The organism is Nocardiopsis salina YIM 90010, assembly GCF_000341025.1.
Taxonomy (GTDB): domain Bacteria; phylum Actinomycetota; class Actinomycetes; order Streptosporangiales; family Streptosporangiaceae; genus Nocardiopsis; species Nocardiopsis salina.
On the sequence record NZ_ANBF01000038.1, the window covers coordinates 1 to 7,136 of the forward strand.

Annotated in this window: 7 protein-coding genes and 1 pseudogene; 5 read left to right on the plus strand and 3 right to left on the minus strand. The window is 71.2% G+C overall.

What is annotated here, in order from left to right:
• Positions 1-168: 168 nt before the first annotated feature.
• Both solA and D474_RS0104255 read right to left on the minus strand, forming a co-directional pair.
• Positions 169-1,335, minus strand: a complete 1,167-nt coding sequence (gene solA / locus D474_RS0104250) for an N-methyl-L-tryptophan oxidase (RefSeq protein WP_017612358.1) — start codon at positions 1,333-1,335, stop codon at positions 169-171.
• Between the two features lie 97 nt (positions 1,336-1,432).
• Positions 1,433-1,891: a hypothetical protein gene (locus tag D474_RS0104255; RefSeq protein WP_017612359.1), complete on the minus strand. Its 459-nt coding sequence runs from the start codon at positions 1,889-1,891 to the stop codon at positions 1,433-1,435.
• 218 nt (positions 1,892-2,109) lie between these two features.
• Between D474_RS0104255 and D474_RS33165 the strand changes: the two are divergent.
• The 4 genes and pseudogenes from D474_RS33165 to D474_RS0104270 all read left to right on the plus strand — a co-directional run.
• Positions 2,110-2,439: pseudogene (locus D474_RS33165) on the plus strand (thiamine pyrophosphate-binding protein); the annotation flags it as partial.
• Positions 2,440-2,767: 328 nt separating this feature from the next.
• Positions 2,768-3,730: a thiamine pyrophosphate-dependent enzyme gene (locus tag D474_RS31635; protein ID WP_017612361.1), complete on the plus strand. Its 963-nt coding sequence runs from the start codon at positions 2,768-2,770 to the stop codon at positions 3,728-3,730.
• On the plus strand, positions 3,727-4,632 hold the full coding sequence (locus tag D474_RS0104265; protein WP_017612362.1) for a VOC family protein: 906 nt from the start codon (positions 3,727-3,729) through the stop codon (positions 4,630-4,632). The genes D474_RS31635 and D474_RS0104265 overlap by 4 nt, the downstream gene beginning before the upstream one ends.
• Before the next feature lie 87 nt (positions 4,633-4,719).
• Positions 4,720-5,283: a cupin domain-containing protein gene (locus tag D474_RS0104270; protein ID WP_017612363.1), complete on the plus strand. Its 564-nt coding sequence runs from the start codon at positions 4,720-4,722 to the stop codon at positions 5,281-5,283.
• 246 nt (positions 5,284-5,529) lie between these two features.
• Here D474_RS0104270 and D474_RS0104275 read toward each other — a convergent pair whose 3' ends face one another.
• Entirely contained in the window at positions 5,530-5,751 is a 222-nt protein-coding gene (locus D474_RS0104275; protein WP_017612364.1) for a hypothetical protein, read from the minus strand.
• A 568-nt stretch (positions 5,752-6,319) separates the two neighbouring features.
• On the opposite strand from D474_RS0104275, the gene D474_RS0104280 reads away from it, so the two are divergent.
• Positions 6,320-7,136, plus strand: an 817-nt coding sequence (locus D474_RS0104280; protein ID WP_017612365.1) for a MetQ/NlpA family ABC transporter substrate-binding protein, incomplete at its 3' end; no start/stop codon positions are given.

Genomic DNA, 7,136 nt, shown 5'->3' on the forward strand with positions numbered 1-7,136 from the left:
GTCGCGACCGCGTACTCGATGCTGGGGATGACGCTGTCCAGCCCGGCCGCGGAGGCGCTGGCCCGGTTCATGGTGGAGGGAACCCGGCCCGAGGTCTTGGAGCCCTTCCGCGCCGACCGCTTCGGCCCGTGCCGCTGACGACCCCGGACCGCGCGTGCACGCCGGGTATCAGTCCCAGCGGTGCGGGTCGAACATCGCGATCGGCAGGTCGGTGCGGCCGTGTCCGGCCAGGTCGGCCAGGGCGGCACCCACCGCCGAGGCGAACTTGAACCCGTGGCCGGAGAACCCGCCGGCCAGCACCAGTCCCGGAAGCTCGCGCCGGTGCCCGACGAGGAAGTCCTCGTCCGGCGTCATCGTGTACATGCACGCCGCCATGCGTTCGGGCTCCGTCCCGATGCCGGCCAACCGTTCCGCCAATCGGCCCAGCCGGGAGGCGTCCGCCGGTTCGGGTGCGCGCGGTCCCTCGTCGGGGTCCACGGGTTCGCCCCACTGCGCCCCTTCGAACCGAGCACCCGGGGCTTCGGCGTGCACGCCGATCTTCACGGTCCGCCCGTCCAGACTCGGGAACCCGTACCAGAGTGTCCCGTCGGCCTCGTCGCGGGCGAAGACCGGTCCACCGGTGTGCGCGGCGGGGTCGCCGGTGACCGGGAACCAGCCCAGCACCCGGCGTTCCACCCTGATCCCCGGGTCGGGAAGGTCGGGCAGCACCCGGGTCAGCCAGGATCCTGCGGTGACCACGACGCGTCGCGCCCGGATCTCGGTGCCGCCCACCCACACGGACGGCCGGTCGGAGTGGGGCGCGATCCGGGTCACCGGTGCCTCGGTCATCACCCGCGCCCCGGCCTCACGCGCGAGGCCGACCGCGGCCCCGATGGCGGCCTCCGGGAGCAGGACCCCGCCCTCCTCCTCGACGACAGCCTCGTCGCCCGGTGCGAACCGGTGATGGGGAAAGCGTGCGCGTGCCCGCTCCGGCGAGAGGTGTTCGTGCGGCAGACCGTGGTGTGCGGCCGCGGTGAGCGCGCCCGTGACGGCCCCCGAGTCCGGGGCGCCCGCCATGAGTGTTCCGGTGCGCAACAGCAGGTTCTGGCCCGAGGCCCGTTCCAGATCGGCCCAGTGCTTCCACGCCGCGCGCACGAACGGCACGTACGCCGCGCCCTCCACGTAGGCGGTGCGGATGATGCGGGACTCGCCGTGACTGGACCCCCGCTCGTGGCCGGGCGCGAACTGCTCCACTCCCACAGCCGGGACACCCCGCCGCGCGAGCTGCCACAACGCCTGTGACCCCATGGCCCCGAGTCCGACCACCACCGTGTCGGTGCGTACTGTCTCCGCCACGACCGTCCCCTTCCCGCGTGTGTGCGCCGGCCGCGCAGCGCGGCGGGCCGCCCCATGGTCGCAGGGACGGCCCGCCGGAGCACCCGAGGGTACGGTGTCAGCCCTTCGAGCCGAGCCAGGAGCACGGCCGTGCTTCACCGCGCTTTCGCCCGGGGTCCAGCAGCAGCGAGAGGCCCGCGCCGAACATCCACACGTCCTTGGCGATCGCCAGCCCCTCCTCGCTGGGGCGGATGCTGTTGGGCCGCCGCATCCCCGGGGTGCGCAGGTACAGGCCCACGAACGCGGCGCCGAAGGCGGTCAGCCCGGCGGCGGCGACCTTCGTGGGCACGACCGGTAGCAGGAGGGCGGTCCCGAGGGCGATCTCCGAGGCCGACACGAGCTTGGCGAAGGGCACGGGCTCGATCTTGTTCAGGAACGGGTACGCGCCGGCGGCCATCCCGTGCAGCCCCTGCGCGGTCTCCTCGTCGGCCCCGCGCTTGTCCAGTCCCGAGCTGAGGATGAAGGCCCCGGTGGCGATCCGGGCGGGCATTTGGTGCGCTTCGACGGGCGGCTTCATGTGGTCACTCCCCTGTTTCCTTGCGCTGGGCACTTGAGATGCTACTGAGAGCGACAACCGGTGTGGGTGCGACCTGCCGGAGCGGCGGACTCGGGAGCTCACACGCGAACTCCGGAGCTGTTCCGGGTTCTCCCCGAAAACCTCACAGCACAAAGTGTCTTAGTGCTAAACTATATGCTAGCGTGCTCGCATGGAACACGGATCGGTGGTCGCCCCTGATGTCTGACAGCAACGACCTGCTCGGCCACATCGGTGGCGACCTTCTCGTCGCTCTCATGGACGCCCTCGGTGTCGACACCGTCTTCGGTGTGGTCAGCGTGCACAACCTTCCCCTCGTCGACGCCGTCGCCGCGCGCCGCCGGTTCGTCCCGGTGCGCCACGAGGCGGCCGCCNTCGGCATCGCCCTGACCAGTACCGGCACCGGGGCAGGCAACGCCGCGGGCGCCCTCGTCGAAGCCCTCTCCACCGGTTCGCGCGTCCTTCACGTGACCGGGCAGATCGAGAGCCGCTACCTCGGACAGGGCCGCGGGTTCATCCACGAGACCAAGGACCAGTACGGGATGCTCACCGCGGTCAGCAAGACCGCGCACACCGTCACCGGTCCCGGCGACGCAGAGAAGGTGCTCACCACCGCAGCGTCCGATGCCCTCAGCGCCCCCTACGGCCCGGTCAGCGTCGAGTGGCCCATCGACCTGCAGTACGCACGGCACGAGTTCGACGACCTGGAGATCGCCCCGGCCGCGCCCTCGGTGCGTGCCTCCGACGACGTGCTCGCCGACGCCGCCGCCCGCATCGCCGCCGCAGAACGCCCCCTGCTCTGGATCGGCGGGGGGGGGGGGGNAGGTCCTCGACCTGGTCACACGCACCCGCGCCGGAGTGCTCACCAGCAACTCCGGCCGCGGCGTCGTCCCCGAGGGCCACGGCGCCTGCATCGGCAACTTCGCCATGAACCCCGCCGTCCGCCCCCTCATGGACCGCGCCGACCTGCTCGTCTCGATCGGGACCCACTTCCGCAGCAACGAGACCGGCGACTACTCGCTCCACCTGCCGGGACAACACGTGCAGATCGACGCCGACCCCGCAGCACTCGGGCGTGTGTACCCGGCCTCCGTGGGCGTGGAGGGTGAGGCAGCCCCGGTGCTCACCGCCCTGGCCGAGCTGCTGCCCGACCGCACCGCCACCGACGACGGCTGGCTCGCCGAGGTCGCCGCCGCCCGTCGCACTTCCCGACAGGGAATGCGCGAGAACATCGGGTGGCAGGCCGAGATCTGCGACGCCGTGCGCTCGGCTCTGCCGCGCCGCGCCGTCCTGGCCCGGGACGTCACCATCCCGTCCAGCATGTGGGGCAACCGGCTCCTGGCCGTGGACGAACCCGAGATCAACGTCTTCCCACGCGGAGGCGGCATCGGACAGGGCCTGGCCATGGGCATCGGCGGCGCGCTCGCCCGCCCCGACCTGCCCGCCCTCGCCCTCGTCGGCGACGGCGGCCTGGCCGTCCACCTCGGGGAGATGGGCACCCTCGCCCAGGAACGCCCCTGGCTGGTGGTCCTGCTCTTCAACGACGGCGGGTACGGGGTCCTGCGCAACACACAGGACGCGCACGTCGAGCGGCGTTCCGGCGTCGACCTGGCCAACCCCGACTTCGCACAGCTCGCCGGCGCGTACGGGATTCCGCACTTCCCGGTCAAGAGCACCGACGACGTCGAGGAGGCCCTCGCCTCCGCGCTGTCCACCCGCGGGCCCGCGGTCGTCGAGGTCGACGTCGACGCCCTCGGCTCCATCCCCCGACCCTTCACCCCTCCGGTCAGCATCCCCGGAACCGAGGAGGAGCGCCGATGACGGCCCCGAAACCGCCCACGATCCGAGCGCTTCGCCACGTCGGCCTGCGCACAACCGCCCTCGATGAGTCCGTCGACTTCTACACCGGCCCCTGGGGCCTGGACCTGGTCGAGCGCACCGGGACCACCGCTCACCTGCGCGCGGCCGGCCCTGAGCACCACGTGCTCGAACTCCACGCCGCCGAACGCAACGGGCTCCATCACATCGCCTTCGCCGTGCAGGACCCCGCCGAGGTCGACGCGGCCGCCGAGTGGCTGCGCTCCGAGGGCGTGACCCTGTTGGAAGAGCCCGGTCGCACCGGCCGGCTCGGCGGCGGATACGCCGTGCGCTTCCTCGACCCCGAGAACCGGGTCCTGGAGATCAGCGCCCACGTGCACGCCGTCCCCGGGCTGCCCCGGGACCGTCCCGTTCCGCGCAAGGTCGCGCACTCGGTTCTCAACACCACCGACATCGACGCCGCCACCGCCTGGTACACCCGGGTGCTCGGGCTGCGCGTGAGCGACTGGTCCGAGCACCAGATGGTGTTCCTGCGCGCGATCGGCGACCACCACGTCATCGCCTTCAACCAGGCCGAGTGGACCGCCCCCAACCACGTCGCCTACGAGGTCGCGAGCCTCGACGCGTGGATGCGAAGCATCGGCCGCCTCAAGGTCGCCGGACACGAGACCGCGTGGGGGCCCGGGCGCCACGGCCCCGGCGACAACGCCTTCGCGTACTACATCGACCCGGCCGGGCTCGTCCCGGAGATGACCGCCGAGGTCCTGCAGATCGACGAGGAGACCTGGATGCCGAGGGTGTGGCCGCGCACCCCTGAACTGTCCGACCTGTTCCGCACCGCCGGCCCGCCCTCGCCCCGCGTCCGCGAGCACATGGGCGGTGTCCCCGATCCGGGCTGGGCCTGAGCCCTCCGTGGCGGGCCCCGGCCGGCAGGCTGCCCGCCACCGCCCGTCCGAAGGCTCCGGAGCCCCGGGCCCGGTTCCGGCCCCCGTATGACCCCTGCAACCCTCCACGAGAGCAAGGAGAACGTCATGACCGAGACCGTTCCGGAGAACTCCACCCCCGAGCTCGAGAAGGCCATCGACGAGGCGCTGGCCACCAACGCCTCGCGCAACGTCGACTTCGACACCCTCGCGTTCCAGACCAAGGCCGGTGCGCAGTTCCGCCGCGCCCAGGTGCGCTACATCGGGTCCGGCGCCACCGGCAACCACGACGGCGACGAGAACATCCTGCCCGCCGACCACTTCACCTTCTCGAACATGGTTCTGCCCTCGGGCTGTGTGGGCCCCGAGCACACCCACCACGACGTCGAGGAGGTCTTCTTCGTCCTCGAGGGCGAGGTCCGGTTCTCCGTGCACGACGCCGGGGACGGCAACAAGAAGGCCAGCCGGGTGCTCGGCCGCTACGACCTGTTGCGCGTGCCCGCCGGCGTGCCGCGAAGCCTGGAGACGGTCAGCGCCGAGGACGCGCGCATCTGCGTGATCATCGGGACCCAGAAGCCGCAGCTCCCGACCTACCCCGAGACGTCCGAGATGCACGGCGTCACCCGCGACTGAACCGGGCGGACGCAAATACGGGCCCGCTCCCTTCCGGGGCGGGCCCGCTCGTGCGCTCGGGGTATCAGCAGGGACCGGGGCCGGCGGTTCCGCGCAGTGCCTCACTCACGCACAGACGGCCCGGACGGTGTTGGGGGCGAGGTCGAGGTCGAGGTCGGCGAGGGTTCCAGGTCTTTCCGGGGAGCAGTGGTGTCGGCGGCGGGGCGGAAGGGGTGCCCGCCACCCCCGGGCCATGGGAGGGTCCGCTCAGTTGTCGCCGGGGAGCTGGTCCCGCGCGGCGTCGACGGCGGCGCCGCCCGGGTCCTCTGCCACGTCGGTTGCGGTGTCGACGCCGTCCTGGAGCCCCTGGGCGGAGTCCTGCACGTCTTCCAAGGCTTCATGGCCGTAGGACTCGGCGGCCTCCTGGACGAGCTGTCCCGCCTCGCCGCCGAGGAGTCCCTTGATCCACTCGATCGCTTCGCTGATCATCTGTGCCCTGTTCGTGTTCGTGATGGGTCCGGTCGGACCCGTGCAGTCTGTCCTCCGGGGCTGTAAGGACCGTGTTAGCGGCGATAGGGGCTTTCCGGGGTGCTGGGAGCGAAGGGCGCCCCCGGTGCACGGGGCACCGGGGGCAGAGGGGGAACGAAGGGGGGAAGGGTCCCGGCGCCGGGGGAGGGGCCGTCTCCGACAGGGGGCGCGGAGAATGGCCGGGACCCGTGTTCCGCCTTCGAGAATCATCCTGCCGCATCGCGGGGTGCCATGGGGCGGGAACGGAGAATCTCCGCCGAAAAATCTTTCGAAGTCTCGGCGGAGCGCCGGTACTGCGCGGGAAAATCGGCACTTCTCCTGCTATGTCCGATGCGTGGCTGATGGGTGGCGCCGAGGCGTGTGGCGGGTCGGGGCGACGCCCTGGGTACGCCCGTGTGCGCTTGCTCACCCGGGGTGGCGCAGTGCCATACCCTGCCATTATGGTCGGGTAAATCGGAAATTTTGGCCGAGATGGGCACGAACCGCCCTCAGGCGCCTTCCATCCCGTTCACGAAAAGGATCCTCCCCGATGCACCGCTCCGCAGTACTCGCCTCCGCCGCAGTGGCCGTCCTGGCGGTGGCCGCCTGTGGTGCGCCGTCCGAGAACGACGCGGATGCCACGGGTGCCGAGGATACGCTGGTCGTCGGAGCGACCGCGGTCCCGGCCGGGGAGGTCCTGGAGTTCATCGACGAGAACCTCGCCGCCGATGCCGGACTGTCGCTGGAGATCGAGGAGTTCTCCGACTACGTCGCGCCCAACACCGCGCTCGACGAGGGGCAACTCGATGCCAACCTCTACCAGCACGAACCCTTCCTGCTGGAGTTCAACGAGGGCAATGACGCCGACCTGACCGCCGTGCAGCAGGCCTACCTGCCGCCGCTGGGGCTCTACTCCGAACAGGTCGACTCGGTGGACGACCTCGAGGACGGCGCCGAGATCGCACTGCCCAACGACCCCACCAACGAGTTCCGCGCGCTCCTGCTGCTCCAGGACAGCGGCCTCATCACACTGGCCGACGGGGTCGAGGAGTCGAACTTCTCGCTCGCCGACATCGAGGACAACCCCAAGGACCTCGACTTCCACGAGGTCGAAGCGCCCCAGCTCCCGCGCTCGCTCGGCGACGTCGACGCTGCGATCGTCAACAACAACTACGCGCAGGAGGCCGGGCTCGACTTCGAGGAGGACTCCGTCCTTCTGGAAGAGGTCGAGGGAAACGACTACGTCAACGTCCTCGCCGCCCGCACCGACAACGCCGACGACCCGCGCATCGCCACCCTCGGCGAGCTGCTCCTGGCCGACGAGACCCTCGAGTTCATCGAGGACGAGTACGAAGGCAGCATCATCC

What these genes read in the sequence shown, in the direction of transcription:
- D474_RS0104265 (WP_017612362.1), top strand. Translation starts at nt 3,727, where the DNA reads ATGACGGCCCCGAAACCGCCCACGATCCGAGCGCTTCGCCACGTCGGC.
- D474_RS0104275 (WP_017612364.1), bottom strand. Translation starts at nt 5,751, where the DNA reads ATGATCAGCGAAGCGATCGAGTGGATCAAGGGACTCCTCGGCGGCGAG.
- D474_RS0104270 (WP_017612363.1), top strand. Translation starts at nt 4,720, where the DNA reads ATGACCCCTGCAACCCTCCACGAGAGCAAGGAGAACGTCATGACCGAG.
- D474_RS0104255 (WP_017612359.1), bottom strand. Translation starts at nt 1,891, where the DNA reads ATGAAGCCGCCCGTCGAAGCGCACCAAATGCCCGCCCGGATCGCCACC.